Annotated in this window: 16 protein-coding genes; 6 read left to right on the top strand and 10 right to left on the bottom strand. The window is 58.7% G+C overall.

Annotated elements, in window-relative coordinates:
• Positions 1 to 294: 294 nt before the first annotated feature.
• Both EKH80_RS14735 and EKH80_RS14730 read right to left on the bottom strand, forming a co-directional pair.
• Positions 295 to 945, bottom strand: coding sequence for an NrsF family protein (locus EKH80_RS14735; RefSeq protein WP_126685527.1), 651 nt, complete (start codon positions 943 to 945; stop codon positions 295 to 297).
• A gap of 5 nt (positions 946 to 950) precedes the next feature.
• On the bottom strand, positions 951 to 1,643 hold the full coding sequence (locus tag EKH80_RS14730; RefSeq protein WP_425481152.1) for an RNA polymerase sigma factor: 693 nt from the start codon (positions 1,641 to 1,643) through the stop codon (positions 951 to 953).
• A 103-nt stretch (positions 1,644 to 1,746) separates the two neighbouring features.
• On the opposite strand from EKH80_RS14730, the gene EKH80_RS14725 reads away from it, so the two are divergent.
• The 4 genes from EKH80_RS14725 (at position 1,747) to EKH80_RS14710 (ending at position 5,480) form a co-directional block, all read left to right on the top strand.
• Positions 1,747 to 3,471, top strand: a complete 1,725-nt coding sequence (locus EKH80_RS14725; RefSeq protein ID WP_126685526.1) for a cytochrome c biogenesis protein DipZ — start codon at positions 1,747 to 1,749, stop codon at positions 3,469 to 3,471.
• Between the two features lie 29 nt (positions 3,472 to 3,500).
• The gene (msrB, locus tag EKH80_RS14720; RefSeq protein WP_230473699.1) at positions 3,501 to 4,124 is read left to right on the top strand and encodes a peptide-methionine (R)-S-oxide reductase MsrB; all 624 of its coding nucleotides are present in this window, start codon (positions 3,501 to 3,503) and stop codon (positions 4,122 to 4,124) included.
• Positions 4,125 to 4,658: 534 nt separating this feature from the next.
• On the top strand, positions 4,659 to 5,099 hold the full coding sequence (locus tag EKH80_RS14715) for a hypothetical protein (protein ID WP_126685525.1): 441 nt from the start codon (positions 4,659 to 4,661) through the stop codon (positions 5,097 to 5,099).
• Between the two features lie 63 nt (positions 5,100 to 5,162).
• A complete protein-coding gene (locus EKH80_RS14710; protein ID WP_126685524.1) occupies positions 5,163 to 5,480 on the top strand; it encodes a hypothetical protein in 318 nt (105 codons plus the stop codon).
• Between the two features lie 144 nt (positions 5,481 to 5,624).
• On the opposite strand, the gene EKH80_RS14705 is transcribed toward EKH80_RS14710, so the two are convergent.
• The 3 genes from EKH80_RS14705 to EKH80_RS14695 all read right to left on the bottom strand — a co-directional run bounded on the left by EKH80_RS14705 (position 5,625) and on the right by EKH80_RS14695 (position 7,671).
• The gene (locus EKH80_RS14705) at positions 5,625 to 6,047 is read right to left on the bottom strand and encodes a hypothetical protein (RefSeq protein ID WP_126685523.1); all 423 of its coding nucleotides are present in this window, start codon (positions 6,045 to 6,047) and stop codon (positions 5,625 to 5,627) included.
• 132 nt (positions 6,048 to 6,179) lie between these two features.
• Complete coding sequence (locus EKH80_RS14700; protein ID WP_126685522.1) at positions 6,180 to 6,887, bottom strand: hypothetical protein; 708 nt, start codon at positions 6,885 to 6,887, stop codon at positions 6,180 to 6,182.
• 508 nt (positions 6,888 to 7,395) lie between these two features.
• A complete protein-coding gene (locus EKH80_RS14695) occupies positions 7,396 to 7,671 on the bottom strand; it encodes a helix-turn-helix domain-containing protein (RefSeq protein ID WP_126685521.1) in 276 nt (91 codons plus the stop codon).
• A gap of 130 nt (positions 7,672 to 7,801) precedes the next feature.
• Between EKH80_RS14695 and EKH80_RS14690 the strand changes: the two genes are divergently transcribed.
• Together EKH80_RS14690 and EKH80_RS14685 are read left to right on the top strand one after the other, a co-directional pair.
• On the top strand, positions 7,802 to 8,590 hold the full coding sequence (locus EKH80_RS14690) for an Hpt domain-containing response regulator (protein WP_126685520.1): 789 nt from the start codon (positions 7,802 to 7,804) through the stop codon (positions 8,588 to 8,590).
• Positions 8,591 to 8,657: 67 nt separating this feature from the next.
• Complete coding sequence (locus EKH80_RS14685) at positions 8,658 to 9,338, top strand: response regulator transcription factor (protein WP_126685519.1); 681 nt, start codon at positions 8,658 to 8,660, stop codon at positions 9,336 to 9,338.
• Between the two features lie 41 nt (positions 9,339 to 9,379).
• Here EKH80_RS14685 and EKH80_RS14680 read toward each other — a convergent pair whose 3' ends face one another.
• The 5 genes from EKH80_RS14680 to EKH80_RS23845 form a co-directional block, all read right to left on the bottom strand.
• Positions 9,380 to 9,676, bottom strand: a complete 297-nt coding sequence (locus EKH80_RS14680; protein ID WP_126685518.1) for a hypothetical protein — start codon at positions 9,674 to 9,676, stop codon at positions 9,380 to 9,382.
• Positions 9,669 to 11,897, bottom strand: coding sequence for an RHS repeat-associated core domain-containing protein (locus EKH80_RS14675; RefSeq protein ID WP_126685517.1), 2,229 nt, complete (start codon positions 11,895 to 11,897; stop codon positions 9,669 to 9,671). The genes EKH80_RS14680 and EKH80_RS14675 overlap by 8 nt, the downstream gene beginning before the upstream one ends.
• 13 nt (positions 11,898 to 11,910) lie before the next feature.
• Positions 11,911 to 13,974, bottom strand: coding sequence for an RHS repeat protein (locus EKH80_RS14670; protein WP_158628845.1), 2,064 nt, complete (start codon positions 13,972 to 13,974; stop codon positions 11,911 to 11,913).
• A gap of 672 nt (positions 13,975 to 14,646) precedes the next feature.
• On the bottom strand, positions 14,647 to 14,832 hold the full coding sequence (locus tag EKH80_RS14665) for a hypothetical protein (RefSeq protein WP_126685515.1): 186 nt from the start codon (positions 14,830 to 14,832) through the stop codon (positions 14,647 to 14,649).
• A gap of 414 nt (positions 14,833 to 15,246) precedes the next feature.
• Positions 15,247 to 15,387 carry a hypothetical protein gene (locus tag EKH80_RS23845; protein WP_158628844.1) on the bottom strand — a complete coding sequence of 47 codons (141 nt, stop codon included), beginning with the start codon at positions 15,385 to 15,387 and terminating at the stop codon, positions 15,247 to 15,249.
• Positions 15,388 to 15,752: the final 365 nt, after the last annotated feature.

Raw genomic sequence — 15,752 nt, 5'->3', positions numbered from 1 at the left:
CGATGCTCGCAGACCTGGCTGCCGGCTTACTCCGATCCCGCCCCTTGCCGGAGCGGGATCTTCGAAACCCTACTGAGACTCGACGCTAATCAAGCTACACGTAGGGGAGGGAGCAGATAGACGCCAGCTCAGACATAGCGCTAATCAGGTACTTGCGGGAGAGAGTTATGGCGGGGTTGCACGAGCTTGCCGCAGTGTCTGAGTTCGCCGCGAGGTTGCTTCACCCCACCCCAACCCTCCCCTACTACACGTAGGGGAGGGAGCAGGTGCCAGGCAGGGGCGGGAGTGACCCGCTCAGGCCCGCAACAGCAACCGCCCGCCCATCAACGCATTCGCGCCGATCACGATGGCCACGGCCAGCGCATGCATCAACAGGTCCGACGCGGTGGCATCAAAGTTGTGGCAGATCTCCAGCAGGCAGGCGGAAGCCGACGCGCTGGCCAGCCCGACCATCACGGCCGTGAGGGTCGGGCGCAGCGGACAGGCGCGCCGCAGCAGCCAGATCATCAGGCCGGAAAGCGGTACGGAAAAGCCGAGGATGAACTTCAGGCAATCGTTGGCGCCGTGCCAATCCATCACCGCCATGCCCGGAATGTGGGCTCGCAGGCAACCCAGGCCGCTGGCGCCAATCCAAACCAGCGCAGCGGGCACGGGCAGCCACGCCCAGACCAGCGATCGCCCGGGGATGGCAAGCACGAATGAGGCCAGCGCCGCGGTGATCGCCGTGACCACTGCCGCACAGGCAGCCACGCCAAGATCAGGAGCCGCCCCCCAACGATGCAGCATGGTGCCTGCACCGTAATGCATGAACAACACCGCGGCGGCCATCACCACCACCAGTAGCCAGCCGAGCGCACGTCGCCACGGCGGTAGCAGACGCCGCACGGGCGTCAGCTCCGCGCCGAGCGCGTCGATCAGGGCTTCATGGCGTGCCAAGTCGGACATCGTCTTCAAGATTCTCCGTGCAAGCGGTCGCGCAGCGTTTTCAGCGCGCGATGCAAATTGACTTTCAACGCCCCGGTATTGCGTCCGGTGCGCTGCGCGGCTTCGGCCAGCGAACGCTCCTTCAGGCCAAGCTGTTCCACCGCCTCGCGCTGCCCCGGGGGCAGGGTTTCGATCGCCTTGCGCAACCGCAATGCTTCCTGCGCGCGCTCGGTACCGGCGCTGGCGTCCTCGCGGTCGGAGTGCGTATCGAAGGCGAATTCATCGTGCACTTCGCGGTGTTCGCGGCGGCCGCGACTGCGCAACACGTCGATGGCGCGGCGTGCAGCGATCGCAGACAGCCACGCATCATAGGAACGCAACGGATCGTAGGTATGCCGCACGCGATGCACGGTAAGCAGGGTTTCCTGCACTACGTCATCCAAGGCATCCACTGCCACGCCCTGCCTTCTCGCCACCGCGCGGATCAAGGCCACCGAATCGTTCAGCACGCGCGTATAGGCGCGCTGGTCGCCTGCTTGCGCGGCGGCCATCCACGCTGCCCGCTGCCGGTCAGCCTGCTCGCTGGCACTTGGGGTTTCGGTGGGCACGGCCTTGTCGCTATCCAGCCTCCTGGGTGAAGGCTGGCGTAGTAGGACCCAGGGGCCGTCAAAGGTCAAGGATGAGGTGGCGGGCATGGCCTGCAATCGCTTGGTTTCCAAGCTTCATTCGTCCGCCGTAACGCCTTGGTTACTTGCCGCGAAGGAGGTAACTAATACACCCGGGCAGCGAATACCCTGGCAGACCCAGACAACCGAGCCGGACATGCTTCTACTGACCCTCGCCTTCTTCGGCGGCATCGTCACCATTCTCAGTCCCTGCATCCTGCCGGTATTGCCGTTCGTCTTTGCGCGCGCGGACCGTCCGTTCGCACGCAACGGCTTGCCGATGCTGATCGCCATGGCCGTCACCTTCGCGCTGGTCGCCACACTGGCGGCGGTGGGCGGCGGCTGGGCCGTGCATGCCAATCAGTATGGGCGCTACATCGCGCTGGCCGTGCTGGCGGTACTCGGCCTGACCCTGTTGCTGCCGCAGCTTGCCGATGCAATCAGTCGCCCGTTCGTGGCGCTGGGCAACCAGCTCAGCGCTAAAGCGGACACCAGGCAGGATGATCCCTGGTCGGCCGCCGGCCTGGGGGTGGCGACCGGCCTGCTGTGGGCGCCCTGCGCGGGCCCGATTCTTGGCCTGCTGCTGACAGGCGCCGCGTTGCAAGGTGCGAGCGTGCAGACCAGCTTGCTACTGCTGACCTACGCCGCCGGTGCAGCCGTCTCGCTTGCGCTGGCCCTGCTGGTCGGTGGCCGCGTGTTCGCCCTGATGAAGCGCTCATTGGGCGCCGGCGAATGGCTACGTCGCGCCTTGGGTGTGCTGGTACTGGTTGGTGTGGCCGCAATCGCGCTGGGCGTGGATACCGGCTTGCTCACCCGCGCTTCGCTGGCCAGCACCAGCGGCATCGAGCAGCGGCTGCTCGATGCGGTGCGCCCTGCCCCGGTACAGGCTTCGCCGGCGCCGGCAGCCGACGGGAATTTGCCGGTGGAAGGCATGCTGCCGTCGCTGTCCGGCGCCACGCAATGGTTCAACAGCCCGCCGCTGACGCCCGCAGCGTTGCGCGGCAAAGTGGTACTGGTCGATTTCTGGACCTATTCCTGCATCAACTGCATCCGCTCGCTGCCGTACGTGAATGCATGGGCGCAGAAGTACCGCGATTACGGGCTGGTGGTCATCGGTGTGCATGCGCCGGAATTCGCGTTCGAGAAAGATCCCGCCAACGTCGCCAAGGCGATCGATGATTTTCATCTCTCCTATCCGGTGGCGATGGACAACGACTATGCCATCTGGAAAGGCTTCAACAACGAATACTGGCCGGCGCATTACTTCATCGATGCGCAGGGACAGATCCGCGCGCATCATTTCGGCGAAGGCGATTACGCCGGCAGCGAGGATGTGATCCGCCGCCTGCTGAGCGAAGCCGGCCACAAGAACTTGCCGGAAGGTTATGTGCAGCCCGGCGCATCCGGCGCGGAAGCGGAAGGCTCGGGCGACGTGCATCGATCACCGGAAACCTACGTGGGCTACGCACGTAGCGTGGGATTCGCCAGTGGCTACATTGCGCATGACGATGGCTACGAATACCGCACGCCAGGCGCGCTGGCACCCAATCAATGGAGCCTGGAGGGCACCTGGACGGTCTATGCCCAGGACGCCATGCTCAACCAGCGTAACGGCAGCGTGATCTACCGCTTCCGTGGACGCGACCTGCACTTGGTTCTGGGACCAGGCAAGGACGGCAAACCGGTGCGCTTCCGCGTCACGCTCGATGGCAAGGCGCCGGGTGATGACCATGGTGCAGACATTGATGCCGATGGCAACGGCGTCATCGACGGGCAGCGCCTATATCAACTGGTGCGCCAGGCGCATGGCAGCGGTGCCCGCACCTTCAAGATTACTTTCCTCACTGCGGGCGTGCACGTTTACGCCTTCACGTTCGGCTGAGCGCAGCGCAATATCCACGGGAGACTGGCATGACCTACGCATTCGACGACAAGACGATGGAACGTCGGCGATTCCTGTTCGCCCTGTTTGGTGGCGGTGCCGTGGTGGCGCTGGGCGGTTTGGCTGCTGCGCGCTTGGTAGGCCGTAAAGGTGGCGGTGCGATGGCGGCGTCAACACCTGCCGCCACCGCCCCGCTGCAGGTAGTGCAACTCGAATGCTTCGCTGAGGAGGATGGTCGCGACCTCGGCGTTTGCGATGTGCGCAAGCTGGTGCTGACCGATGCGCAATGGCATCAGCGCCTGTCCGATTCCGCCTTCAACGTACTGCGCCGCACCGGCACGGAAATGGCCTTCAGCGGTCCGCACGAAAAGCCGAACCACAAGGGCATGTATCGCTGTGCCGGTTGCGACACGGCACTGTTCAATGCCAATACGCAATTCGATTCCGGTACGGGCTGGCCGAGCTTCTGGCAGCCGATCGCCAAGCGCAACGTGATTGAAAACCGCGATAACAGCTTCGGCATGGAACGTATCGCCGTGAACTGCGCGGGATGCGACGGCCACCTGGGACATGTGTTCGATGACGGCCCGCCGCCGACCGGATTGCGCTATTGCATGAATTCGGTGGCGTTGCGGTTTGTGGCGTTTGCGTGATCCGTGGGTTGGAGTGTGAACCCCAACATCCCCGTTTTTCGTCCTCGCGCGATTGCTGCATTTCGTATGCGGCTGCATTGCCTGCGGCGCTTTCGGTCGCGGAGCGACCGAGTTACTTCTCTTTGCGTGCCCAAAGAGAAGTAACCAAGAGAAAGGGCAACCCAGAGGTCGCGCCCTACGGACATCCTGTCCTACGGGACCGCAGGTGGGCTGCGGGGTTTTCGACGGCACTTCCGTGTGCCGGCGAAAACCTGGCTCGCATCCCTGCGAGCCATCCTTCGGACTGATCGCAGCCCACCTGCTCGCGACCTATGGGACCCAGACAGGCGCACATCCCTGTGCGCAATTTTTGGCTGCGAGTGCTGCGCATTGCTTCGCGGCTCGCGTGTGCTCGCTGCCGCGAGGCACAGCGCCACGCCGAAGTCATGAGTCCAAGGGTGCAACCTCAGGGACGGAGGTAGTTAACCTTGTTTAACCACGTCCATCCCAGCACACTCCAGGGGCAAACTGTCGGGCAAGACAAAGGGACGCACGATGACACCCAATTGGTTCACGCATCTACCGAATGCCACGGCTACAGCGTGGTGGGGCGCTTTACTGTCTACAGTGTTAGCCCTTGTTAAAGGCTGGGAATTGTGGCGCGACCGTTTTCGTATCGAAATAGACTCTGTTTTTACGGGAGCAATCAATATCGGAAACAAAATACGTATTCGCAACCTCTCGCCCAACCCAATAATGATTTCGTATTGGGAGGTTTTTTATCGCGCCGGCATTTGGCCGTTTTTGAAAAAAACATTCATTTGCGACATGAATTTTGACAACGACGGCACAACCATCCCATCCCATTCGGTTTATACATTGACTTTCGCGGACGAGGATTATTTCTCAACAAGTTTTGACAATCAAGAAGGTCGGAAAATTTTCATTCGACTACATATCGCTGGAGGAAAAACAGTCTGCCGAAAAATTTACTAGCGTTGCCGTTAGAATCGCGAAACTTTAGGCATTTATGGCATCGTGCAATCAGGGGAAGCAATCATGAAATTGAATGGCTGGATGCGTCTCGGCGCAGTGGCCTCAGTGGTATGGTCTCCCATCGGTTTCCTTTGGGGTAACTCAATTGGGATACATCAGGGAGACCCCGCCATTGCGTTGCTAAGGGCATGCCACGAAGGTCCGCAAGTTTGGGAGATATGCGAGGCGCAATTTACGAGAGACTACACGCAACAAATTCAATTCCATTGGTGGTTTGGAGTCGTAATGATGGCACTACCTATCATCTTCACTTGGCTTTTTTCTTGGATTGCCATCAAGGTCTTTCGATGGGTTCAAATCGGCTTCAAAGAACACACCTAGCGCGAGCTTAATAGCTCGAGCATGAAGCAAAATGAATAGCTTTCGACTTAGCGCAACATCAGGAACGGAGGTAATTAATCTTGTTTAACCACCTCTGCCCCCGCACACTCCCTGGACGGCGAAATGGCGCCCCTCCCCAGCGGCCTACTTGCTGTGACCCTCATCGCTCGGAACGAGTCCGCAAAGTTTTGCCGCCTCCAAGAGCTGAGGCACCCCGATATCCTCAAACGCTTTGTAGCGCCGTTGAAGATCTGGATCAGCGGACAGGGCTGAGTCGACGACATCGCGCACTTCAAAAAAGAAAAACCGAAAGTAGTCGAACCAAAGGCCGAACGCGTCGTCGGCTCGAAGAGATTTGTTGGAGACAATCTGCTCGATGAGACGACGGATATGGGTGCGCCGCAAGTTGTTGGCGAGGTCGTACTCCCTGCTATTTTCCGAACGACCGTCAAGGTACTCGGCAATCAAGTCCAGGGCCTCTTTGATGTCAGCCAACTTTCGTTCGGGCATGGCTTCAAGTTCCGCTGACTCCATGAGTTGCCGTGCTTGATCAAGTCTGGAAGTCATTGGCTCTTCACCTGTTCAACCATCCATCTGCGAAAGCGAAAATGGGGTCACTTTCGCTGATAAGGAACATGCCCTTGGACCGATGCTTCCCTTCGCGCCCGCCTCACTGCCCGATGGGGACAAGCACAACGGTCATCCGAACGTACGCTCACGATGTGCTGCATCGCGCGCCCTTCGACTATCCTCTTCGCCCAGCTTGTCATTTCGAACGTATGCTTCGACCTCTTTGTTATAGTCCCACGGTAATTCCGCTTTGGGCGGTTTGCTATTCGTTGGCGCATCTCTGAATAGGGCTTCCAGTTTGCTGCTCGCAACAAGCAGAAGCCCTTTCATCAGATAAGTGTTGTCGTGGGCAATTTGAATTGCCATCTCACCAAGGCCACCTTCGATGTTGCCTTTCGCCGCGTCGTCGTATTCGTCCCACATAAGATCACTGCGCTTGGCCATGTGAATCGCATCCTGAAGCGGTAGCGCGGCCTCACCAAGGATGTGCAACCGACCAATTTGCTCCTGAATCACCTTTGGCACTTCATAAATAGATTCATGCTTTGCGAACACTTCTACTACATGGAGAGTTCGCGCTCGCTGGGCAAGGACGGCCATACTCACAGACCAACTATTGACCGCCGGGAAGATAACGTTTGCCAGTTCTCTGGCTTCTATGAAGCGCGATCGAGATTCCTTGCTAGCCGCCTGCCGGACTTGCCAGGCGGGAACCCATATAGCAACAGCCACGGCCCCCAGGGTAAGCATGGCCTGAGCGACAGCAACGTACACCTGAAGGACAGCCGCGTGCGCGGCTTGTTGAGCAGCCAACAAACTCGGGTCTGGTGCAAGCATACGTGAATCCCCCTATCTCATTTCCGATGATGGTGCGGCTGGCCCTGGCGGACCGCAAGGGGCAGCGCCCCTCTGCAGGTAGATACGTGGGTATGCTCTGTGTGCCGACACCTATCGCACACTGAACAGCTCGTGGCTGGCACTTGGACCCAACTTATGAAAGGCCGAATGCTACTGAGTGCTGATCGTGGTGACCCGACCTGGAGAACTTTTTAGCGATGGCGGTGATGGACGTACCATCAAGCATGCAGCGCAGCTCTTCCTCCAATTCGCTCCCTGCCCTGCCCCCAAGCCTTTCTTGTGCGTTTGGCCCCTTCGGACCTTCCCTCGAGTAGCCTTAGGCGCCTTTCCAGCTCCAACTCAAGGGTGCCCGGGTCAGAACCACATCCGGCCAGCCAGGCCCGAAGTTACAAGGTATTTGGCTAGGGACCGTTTCTTGGATGTCCCCGATTGCGCCTCCGATTGCGCCTCAAGTTTGCGAATCATAGGTTGGCGAACGACTCGACATTCATCGCTTTTTTTTGGCGCGCCTGGGCGCATCACTCATGCGCGCCTGCAAGTCTTCTAAAAACTGATGCGGGTCATAATTCAGCGCCTGCAACAAGTCGAGCAGCGCCACAAACTGCACGGCGGTCTTACCTGTTTCCACATTGCTCACAAATTGCTGAGCCCTACCGAGTTTTTCGGCCACTTCCCCTTGAGACAGCCTTTGGCTTGTGCGCGACCTGTAAACAAGGTCCGCAATGAACTGAGTCTCTGGTCGGTAGACGATATTTCTGGGCATGTGTCACCTCAATGGGCGGTAACACACTAGGCCGGTACGTAGTTTACTCCTTATTTAACTTATATACATCTAATAGATGTAGATTTGCAGGGAGTCCAAGTCGACCCCTCCGACGAAGCATGGAGTTGCTATGAACCTGATAAGGACGAATACGAAACCCGCCGCATTGCAGCGATCCAACGCCTACCGCGAGGCGGAGCGGCTTAGGCCTTTGGGAGTAAGAGACCCCCCTGCGTCGTACAACGCGTGCCCCCAGGCGCCGGCACGCATCCTCGTGGTGGCGAATGATCCTGAAACACGTAGCGTTTTGACCGCCGAACTCAAGGCACTTCGCCTGGACCCGCTCCCCGTGCCTGACAGCCTGGCGGCCTTGAACGCTATTGATTGGCAGGCGCCCGACGTGATCCTGATGGCGTTGGAGGGGCCGGACGCAGCCGTTTACCAAGCCGTGCTGCGCTTTACGGTCGCCAACCTTGCAAGACGCGCCCATATTCCCCTCGTCGCCATCGTTGGGCAGGGAGGCGAGAGCTGGCGTCGCGCTTTGGATGGCCGCCTGGATGGTGTCCTGCACAACCCCCTGCGCCCCGAGGCGCTGTATGCCACCCTCGCACGGTGGCTCGACCTGCCGCCTCCCGCCGGCCAAGCGCCGGAGGAACCCCTGCCGCCCTGTCGGCGCCGAGCCTGTATCGACACGGACGTCCAGGAGTATGAGCGCGCCCTGGCAAGGCAGGACACCGCCAACATGGTGCACTTTGCGCATCGCGCGAAGGGCGCGGCGCTGGTGCTGCATGCGGATCGGGCCGCCGAGCTGGCGGATCGGCTGGAACTCGCGGCAAGAGGCTATGCACCACTTCAGCTGGATGAAATACAGCGCACGCTCGCCGCGTTGAAAGCCGCTATCGCCTGCCACTTTGACTAAGTAAAAGAGGCGGGCAGCGTGAGAGGGAAAAAAGGAAGGCCAGGCTAATCTGAAAAGGAAGTAGGACATGTCCGATGCCCTGTCGCCGCGCTTACGCGTGATGTTGCTCGAAGACCACGTGCTGGTACGCCATGCCATGGAGCTGCTGCTCAAGCATGAGTACGGATTGGACATAGCAGGCAGCTTTTGCACGCCTCGGCAACTCTTCGAGGCGTTAAAGGACGACCGACCCGACGTCATCGTTACGGACTACGCCCTCGGTGCGACGGAGACCGATGGCGCCAAGTTGCTGCGCTCTTTGCACCTGCATTATCCGCATGTGCGGGTCTTGGTAGTGTCGTCCCACTGCAACGCCCCTACGATAGCCCTGGCGATGAGGGCCGGCGCCCACGGTTTCATTGGTAAGACGGAACACGAGTCCGAACTGAACCTGGCCATCCGGGCGGTGGCCGCGGGTCGGACCTATTTCAGACGGCACCTGATCGAGCCTGCTGGCCCCATCACCCCCATCCATCGAAGTGACGTGCCCGGCAAGGGCCTCCGCGACGAATGGCTGGACACCTTCAAGCTTTCCGCGCGGGAGCATGAGGTGCTGCGCTGCCTGCTCGATGGCATGTCCGTCACGGCCATCGCCACGAAATTTTCCCGGTCGGTCACCACCATCAGCGCGCAGAAGCATTCGGCTTTCCGCAAGCTGGGTGTATGTACCAGCCACGAGTTGTTCAAGGTGCGGTATCAGCGCGGGTGAGCAGGCACAGAACCGGGTCAAATCAGGTCTACCATGTCAAGTTAAAAATCGACACCTATGATGGAGTCGATTTCGTCAATCACATCCTTTTTTTCATCTAGGAAAACTAGCATCCATTTTGCATCCACCCCCTGAAAACACCTCGTCATTTCCGCATAAATTAGATTGCGCAACGCTTTGTCATAAACCGGATTTTTCGTTCCGCATGCACTAAATAAAACAAATTTTCCGCCATCCTGAATTTCATAATCAGCACGGACGCAGATTTCCTTGAGAGTCAAAGAAAGCCAATCTGCGATCGCCTGCATTTTTCTTTCAAGGTCAGTTAGATTAATCATAGCTACTTACCGGCCATGCTGGAGCAGGAGAACTTGCCATCTGGTAAGCCTTTGGAGGTACTGTACATCCCCTTGCTTCGGCTTTAGCGATCATTGCCTGCAACCCCTTTCGAAGTCCTTCGTATCGATTAACATGACCTGTCCATGTTCCCCAGTACGCTGCCTCACCGGGCAATTTTGTATCGAATGCCTTGTGATACAAATCGTGCTCATCTATTAGCATATCATCGTACACCTCTTCCATCAGCGCCACATGGGCATTGATCTGCGCAATCAGCGCTGCACAATCATCATCGGGGCACTGCTTGGAATCACCGGTGAGTCCTGCAGCGGCAGCACCGAGGGCTGCGCCACCTATCGCACCCGCGGCTTTCGAGCCACCTGAAGCAGCCGTTTGGCCATTACCTACCGCATCAGCGCAGGCTTCCGCACCGTATCGTACGCAATAGGCATCAACGGTGTTGTTGTCCTGCAATCCCAACGGATCAACATAAGTGAGTGGATTTCCGCTGGCGTAAAGGAACGTGCTTACCCCCGCTTGCAATCCCTTTGGATCACTCTCTATGTATCTCCCGGTAGCCGAATCGTAGTCTCGATGTAGGTTATAGCTAAGACCACTCTCGACATCATAGTACTGACCAGGAAATCGGAGGTTGTATGTGTAGCTATTGCTGGTCGGCTGAAGCTCTCCCCACTGATTTCCTTGATAGGGCCATGTCCATAATGTAGTTCCGCGCCCATCTGTCACGACTCGAGGAGTGCCCGAGTGGTCTGCACTAACATAAGCAATGGAAGTGAATGTTCCGTTGGTATCAATGTTGGCCACCGGAAGACCATCAAAATAAACGTACTCTCGATTGGTGGCACCATATTCGCTTAGCAACTGCCCGCCTGGGCCATAGTTGTAGCGCTCTGTAGAGTTACTTGAAATCTTTGCAACTCGTTCACCGTGTGCGTTGTACGTATATGCAGCAACTGTGCTCTGGTTAAGCTGCGTCACAACCATCCGGTTACGATCGTTGTAGCCAAACCCGTACGTGCTTCCGGCCTGGCTTATTGCGGTCGTATTGCCATTGGCATCCACGCTTCGCGCCGCATTGTCCGTCGCGATCAGCTGGTGCGTGCTGGGGTTATAGCTGTAGGTGCCCGTAGCCAGGCCACCGCCCGTCTTGCTGAGACGATCGCCTGTTTGGTTGTAGGTCACACTTTCCAGCGTGCTGCCATTGGCCTCAGTGATACTCGTGAGGCGGTACAGCGGGTCATAGCTGTAGGCCTCGGTTGCAGGGTTTGCTCCGGGACTATTGCCGATGCCCGTGATATCGCCCATCGCATCCCGTGCGACGTGCAAGGTAAACGCCGGGCTGGCGAGATCGGTCATCCGGTAATTGGCGTCGTACGTGCGTGTGATCGCCTGGCCGTTACCCAGCGTGTAACCGCTGATCGGCCCGAACGGCAGATAGGTCGCGTTGCTGACCAGAGTGGTCGTGCCACTTGAGGTGGCGGCGGTGACGCTGCTGATGCGGCCGTCGGCATCGTAGCTATAGCTGACTTGATTGCCGCTAGGATGCGTGATGCTGAGGATCTTGCCGCCGGGGCTGCGCGAGTAGCTCGTCACATCCGTGTGGCCGCTGACCGTTTGGCTCTTCTGGATCACATAGCCCTGGGCGTTGTAGCAGAACACCGTGGTGACGGCGTTTTCGACAACACGAGTCAGATGGCCGATGGGGTACGAGGTAGTGCAGCCGGTGACTGTGCCGGGCTCATCGTAGGTGTAGGCGATGTTCTGGGTGCTGTCGGCGTAGCTGGCGCTTAGGCGACGGTCCTGGGCATCGTAAGTGTAAGTAACCGTGTTGCCGTTGGCGTCGAGGGCGGTCAGCACGTTGCCAGCCGCGTCATAAGTCTTGGCTGTGATGCCGGTATCGGGACTGGTGAGTTTCGTCTCGTCCGACAAGCCGTCGTACTGGTAAGTCGTGTTGAGACCGCTGGGATCGGTGACCTGAGTCAGGCGGTCCAGGGCGTCATAGGTGTAGATGGTCTTGGTGTTGGCGGTCTGGGCCGCGACCGGTGCGGCAACGATGGCCATCGCCATACCAAGCGCAAGGCCGGCCAGCGGCTTCCTGATCATCATCATGCGCGCCCCTATCTCCGTCGCCTTTCCTAGTACCGTATTCGTGATTGCAATCACACCGGCCGAGCCGTTCACTGCTTGTCCTTGCTTCATGGCTGGCTCCCGGTCAGTTCGTGCCGTTGTAGTTGTCGAGGGTCTGAACCAAGCGATTCAGGGCGTCGTAGCCCTGCTGGCGCTGGATACCCAAGCCGTCGGCGCTTTGCACCAGGTTGCCGTTGGCGTCGTAGCTGTTGCTGGCGCTGGCATCGAACACGGTGTGACTGAGGCCGTCCATGACCTTAGTGAGCTGACCCAGGGGGTTGAAAGTACGGCTCAGGCTCTTGTGCAGCGTGCCCGTCGAGTCATAGACCTGCTCGGCGGTTTTGTTGCCGGCGTTATCCAGGGTGTATTGGAGGTAGTTGCCTTGCGCATCGGTGATCTTCACCAGGCGGTGCGCGGCGTCGTAGCCGTAGGTGGTGGTGACGCCATCGGGATCGGTGACTGTTTGCACTGCGCCGTAAGCCGTGTAGGTGAACTTGCTGGTGGCTCCACCGACGTTGCGCGAGGCGACCCAACCGCGCGGGGTGTAGGTCGTATCCGTGTTGAGGCCGTTGGCATCGGTCAGGCGGGTGACGCGGCCATCGGCGTCGTAGGAGGCAATGGTGGTGACGTGGCCAGCGGGGTCGGTGATGGTGTGCAGGTCGCCGGCCTGGTAGCAGGCGGCGCCTGGGGTACCGCAGCTGGTCGCGCTGCTGGTCAGGTAATAGCTGTAGGTGGTGGTCTGGGTGGTGTCGGTGCGCGGGCCGGTGGCCGTGAGCATCAAGCCCACGATCGGGCACTGCGTCGTATCGACCGCGGCGCAGTAGGTAGTGGTCCAGCGGCGCACGCCGGCGGGGACGGTGCCGGTGTTACTGCAGGTATAGCCGGTAGCGGCGCTGTTGCTGGGATCGATCTCGCAGCGCACCAGTGTTTGACCACCGCTGTTGTAGACCCACTGGCTGTTGCTCACCGTGTTGCCGTTGGCATCCAGGACCGTGCGCGTCAGCGGCACACGCAAGGTGGTATTCCAGGTGGTGTTGGTGGTGCGCTGACTGGTCGTACCCGATGCGTCGATTTGCTGATTGAGCAAGCCATGGACGTCATAGCTGGTCTTGGTCACGTTGCCGTTGAAGTCGGTGGCAACCGCCGGGTACCCATTGGCGTCCAGCGTCTGCGATTGGTACTGCTGATCGCATTGCGCACCGCAACGGGCACTCATATTGCTGATGACGGCCGTGCCTTGTGGCGCAATGAATGTGGCCGTGGCTTGCTGGCCGAGCGGATAGGTGACGGTGGAGGCCGTACCGCTGCTGGCGTAGCTGATCGTAAGCAGACCGGCGCCATTGCCTTGCTGGGTGGAGATGGCGCGACCGTCGGCCTGGTAGCCAAAGGTGTTATAGCGGGTACTGCTCTCGTCGATGGTGCCGGTGAGTTTGCCTTGGTTGCTACCCGCCGCGCTATACGCGGACTCGTCATAGAGGTACTGGCGCTGCTTGCCATCCGGATAGGTGACGCCGATCAAGTTACCGGACGTGTCGTAGCCATAGCCCAACACGCCGCCATCGGGCTCGGTCACGGATACCAGGTTCAACTGGCTGTCGTAACCGAAGGTCAAGCTCCGACCTCTGGCGTCGGTGACTTTCCGCAGCAAACCACCCGGCAGTACTGTACCTGTCGAAGATTGTTGCGTGGTGCCATCGGTGTACGTCAGCGTAAGAAGGGTGTGCGCGCCATCGCTAACCGAGAGCAGTGAACCCATTGGCGAATAGGTTTCGTACTGTCGCGTGGCCGAGACGAACAAGGTCCAGGACAGCACGTAGCCGCTGCCGTCGTCCGTCTCCGTTAAAACGTTGCTGACATCCGCATCGCCTTGCCAAACCCCATTGGCCTTGTTGAATGTCAACTCCTGACCGTTCTGGCGTTGCACCGTCACCTTGGTCGGCGAGCTTGGACGACCGCTGAGGGCATCGATTCCCGACGAGTTAAACGAAAGACTCCTGTCATAGTTCGTCAGCCACTGCACCCCATTATGGCCGCCGCGTACATTAGGGTCGCTGTTGTAATAGCGAGTCAGTGCAAGGTCGCCCTGCGTGAAATCGTCTTGCTCTGCATAGGTGTTTCCGGTTATCAGATTAACCGGGTCGCCATCCATGGGCTTATTGGCGCCTTGCGTGCAACTACAGCCCAAATTTTTAGGTGGATTGTATTTGCCACATGACGCTGGTGGATTGGCCACTGAACAGGGAAGCAAGTATGAAACATCAAACACCCGCATCGATACGTAACTGGTTTGCGAATAGGGCGGATTACCAGGCGCCACGATGACAACCGCGGGGCTTACATCCACAAGATTGGGATTTTCTAAGGGATCGATTCTTTCCTCACAATACGTTCTAATGACGTAGTCCGGAGGCGGAAAGGGGCGGTTGGTGCCAGTAAAATATTCGACGGCAGATTGCATATTTGCCTCGCAGGCATGAAACGCCACCGCGCGGCTAGGGTAGTTGGTAGATGGGTACGGTGGTGTAATCGTTTGAGCTTGCACGGACGCGCAAGAAACGACACACAAAAAGATGCACAGCTTCAGCACAGAAGCACTGATACGACTCATTCCCCTTTCCCCTGCAATAGCGTTTTTCATCGTCATATTCCCTTTTCTATTTTCTCCGTGATGCCTAAGCGACGAGACACCTGTGTCAGTTCGTGCCGTTTTAGATGTCGAGGGCTTGTACCAAACGATTGAACGCTCAGAGACTCAACAGCTGTTGAGTGCCCAATTCATAGGCACATGGCCTCAGATCGCCGCTGATATTGCGACTGTCGCTCATGTCAGCACCGAAGAGATGTGATTGAGACTGCTTTTGACCTTGGCGCGCCGGATCAGCGCGTCGAATCTGCACGCTAAGCTTTTGAGCAGCGATATAGCTTGCAGCATGAACCTGCTCAACGGCTTGCCGGCTGGCAGCATCCGGGGCATCACCGCGCCGGACACATTGAGAGAGGCAGTCATCCATGCAATTCCCCTGATCTTCCCTGTGAGGTATTAACCCAGAACGATGCTAGCGCCGCAAGTACCTACTGCGATGTGTCGTAGTCGACGAACTGCAAGAAGGTGCAAGATTCCGCAAAGACGGTACCGAGTACCTCAAACAGCCCGTCCCATAAGTCACTAACATCCCTACCCGGCGAGACGGCCAAACCGGTGAAGATGCAAGCATGAAAACATGAGGGCGTCTCAAACTCTGAGCCAGCTTGGCTTGGACAGCATAAACACCGGAACCGAGAAGCTTTTCGACAGCCAGCCCGCTGACCTTGTGCCGTCTGCCTGTTGTGATTCTTCAATGTGACTGGCGATCGCTTTCTTTAAGGCGGCAAGCGTGTCCTGTATCGCTTCCGGCTCCCAAAGCAGGTTACCTCTTGCCGCCTACTCCGGGCGATTGGCCAGCTCAGCCGCACAATGCGCACCCAGCACGAACGCCACGCCCTGCACGCGATGCGCAAAGTGGGCCATCGAAAGCTTGTCATGCTCGGCCAAGGCTTGCTCAAACGCCTGGGTTTCCTTCACCAGGCAGGCCTGGCTGGCTTGGTACCACGGGTCCGAACCGTACCGAGCGGTCGCCGCGGGCCGGACCTACTTCAGCCGAAACCTGACCGACCCTACCTGCCCTATCAACCCCGTTCATTGGAGTAACGAGCTCGGCAAGGATCTCGGCGACGAGTGGTCGGACGCCTTCAAGCTTTCCGCAGGGGAACATGAGGTGCTGCGCTGCATGCTCGATAGCATGTCCATCACGGCCATCGCCAAAAAAATTTTCCCGATCAGTCACCACCATCAGCGCGCAGAAGCATTCGGCCTTCCGTAAGCTGGGGCTATGTAACGACCACGAATTGTTTAAGGTGCGGCATCAGCGCGGGTGAGCAGGCTCAGCA

It is taken from the genome of Dyella choica, from assembly GCF_003977665.1.
GTDB lineage: Bacteria > Pseudomonadota > Gammaproteobacteria > Xanthomonadales > Rhodanobacteraceae > Dyella_B > Dyella_B choica.
The sequence above is the reverse complement of the archived record's forward strand: the minus strand, read 5'-3'. Positions and strand labels throughout refer to the sequence as shown.

Excerpts from the sequence above, each read along its gene's own strand:
- EKH80_RS14690 (WP_126685520.1), top strand. The coding sequence starts at position 7,802 with ATGAACCTGATAAGGACGAATACGAAACCCGCCGCATTGCAGCGATCC.
- EKH80_RS14665 (WP_126685515.1), bottom strand. The coding sequence starts at position 14,832 with ATGACTGCCTCTCTCAATGTGTCCGGCGCGGTGATGCCCCGGATGCTG.
- msrB (WP_230473699.1), top strand. The coding sequence starts at position 3,501 with ATGACCTACGCATTCGACGACAAGACGATGGAACGTCGGCGATTCCTG.
- EKH80_RS14710 (WP_126685524.1), top strand. The coding sequence starts at position 5,163 with ATGAAATTGAATGGCTGGATGCGTCTCGGCGCAGTGGCCTCAGTGGTA.
- EKH80_RS14705 (WP_126685523.1), bottom strand. The coding sequence starts at position 6,047 with ATGACTTCCAGACTTGATCAAGCACGGCAACTCATGGAGTCAGCGGAA.
- EKH80_RS14670 (WP_158628845.1), bottom strand. The coding sequence starts at position 13,974 with ATGGATGGCGACCCGGTTAATCTGATAACCGGAAACACCTATGCAGAG.
- EKH80_RS14675 (WP_126685517.1), bottom strand. The coding sequence starts at position 11,897 with ATGAAGCAAGGACAAGCAGTGAACGGCTCGGCCGGTGTGATTGCAATC.
- EKH80_RS14735 (WP_126685527.1), bottom strand. The coding sequence starts at position 945 with ATGTCCGACTTGGCACGCCATGAAGCCCTGATCGACGCGCTCGGCGCG.
- EKH80_RS14685 (WP_126685519.1), top strand. The coding sequence starts at position 8,658 with ATGTCCGATGCCCTGTCGCCGCGCTTACGCGTGATGTTGCTCGAAGAC.
- EKH80_RS14715 (WP_126685525.1), top strand. The coding sequence starts at position 4,659 with ATGACACCCAATTGGTTCACGCATCTACCGAATGCCACGGCTACAGCG.
- EKH80_RS14695 (WP_126685521.1), bottom strand. The coding sequence starts at position 7,671 with ATGCCCAGAAATATCGTCTACCGACCAGAGACTCAGTTCATTGCGGAC.
- EKH80_RS14725 (WP_126685526.1), top strand. The coding sequence starts at position 1,747 with ATGCTTCTACTGACCCTCGCCTTCTTCGGCGGCATCGTCACCATTCTC.
- EKH80_RS14700 (WP_126685522.1), bottom strand. The coding sequence starts at position 6,887 with ATGCTTGCACCAGACCCGAGTTTGTTGGCTGCTCAACAAGCCGCGCAC.
- EKH80_RS14680 (WP_126685518.1), bottom strand. The coding sequence starts at position 9,676 with ATGATTAATCTAACTGACCTTGAAAGAAAAATGCAGGCGATCGCAGAT.